Origin of the sequence: uncultured Methanobrevibacter sp. (assembly GCF_937898925.1) — an archaeon.
GTDB lineage: Archaea > Methanobacteriota > Methanobacteria > Methanobacteriales > Methanobacteriaceae > Methanobrevibacter.
Window position 1 is genome coordinate 1 of record NZ_CALDKF010000046.1, and the last position, 1,135, is coordinate 1,135.

The 1,135-nt window shown below is 31.1% G+C and carries 2 protein-coding genes; both read left to right on the forward strand.

Annotated features, from left to right (window positions below; translation table 11 throughout):
• Positions 1–287, forward strand: a 287-nt coding sequence (locus tag Q0409_RS03685; protein WP_366940067.1) for an oligopeptide/dipeptide ABC transporter ATP-binding protein, incomplete at its 5' end; no start/stop codon positions are given.
• 1 nt (position 288) lies between these two features.
• Positions 289–909: an ABC transporter ATP-binding protein gene (locus Q0409_RS03690; RefSeq protein WP_298535202.1), complete on the forward strand. Its 621-nt coding sequence runs from the start codon at positions 289–291 to the stop codon at positions 907–909.
• Positions 910–1,135 lie beyond the last annotated feature (226 nt).

Here is a 1,135-nt window from a genome sequence, read left to right on the forward strand (position 1 = left end):
GAATATTCTATTCAGGATATGTAATTGAAATTGCACTTAAAGAAGACTTTTCAGGGGATGGGGAAAATCTCTTGCATCCATATACAAAATCCCTATACAAGGCATTGCCTGCAAACGGATTTGAAGTTATCAAAGGACATCAGCCATTGCATGGTGAAATAATCAGTGGTTGCCCTTATTATGATAGATGTGATATGAGATTTGACAGATGCAAGGAAGAAAGACCTGAATTGATTGACATTGGCATGAAAAAAGTCAGATGCTTTAAATATGAGGAAGGTGCATAAAATGGAGCTTATTGCAAAAAACATTTCATTCAAATACCCTTCAGCTAAAAAATTCCTATTGGAAGATGTCAATCTGGAATTGGACAACAAAAAGATTGTAGGATTGATTGGAGATAGTGGTAGCGGTAAATCAACTTTATGTAAAATATTGTCTGGGTATGTGACAAAATTCCAAGGCGAAGTGATTTTTGAGGGCAAGCCTTTGCCAAAAAAAGGATTCAAGCCAGTTCAATTGATTTATCAACATCCTGAAAAGGTAATGAATCCGAAATGGAAAATGAGTCAGGTCTTAGCCGAATCCTATGATGTTTCTGATGATCTTTTGGCTGAATTCGGTATTCAGAAATCTTGGCTTACCAGATTCCCACAGGAATTGTCTGGTGGAGAGCTTCAAAGGTTTTCAGTAGTGAGATCCCTTAATCCAAATACAAAATTCCTGATTGCAGATGAAATGACAACAATGCTTGATGCAATCACACAAGCACAGATATTGGATACAGTTTTAAAAATAGTGAAAGAAAGGAAAATGGGATTCCTATTGGTAAGTCACGATATGGATTTAGTAGACACCATATGTGATGATAAAATTTACTTAAAAGATATTAATGCTGCTATGAAATAATATCTTTTTCTTTTTCTTTTTTTTATTTATTTAATTTTTTAAGCTATTTATTTGTTTTTTTTTAAAAATAGATTTTAGATTTTATATGTTTTTTAAAATTTTCAATAAAAAATAGTGAAATTATTAATTTCATGTAATTACATGAAATTAAATAATTGTTTAAATTTCTTTTTTAGTAATTTTCCTTGAAATTCTTCAGTAATCTGGAAAATATGGAAATATTTGA

Excerpts from the sequence above, each read along its gene's own strand:
- Q0409_RS03690 (WP_298535202.1), top strand. The coding sequence starts at position 289 with ATGGAGCTTATTGCAAAAAACATTTCATTCAAATACCCTTCAGCTAAA.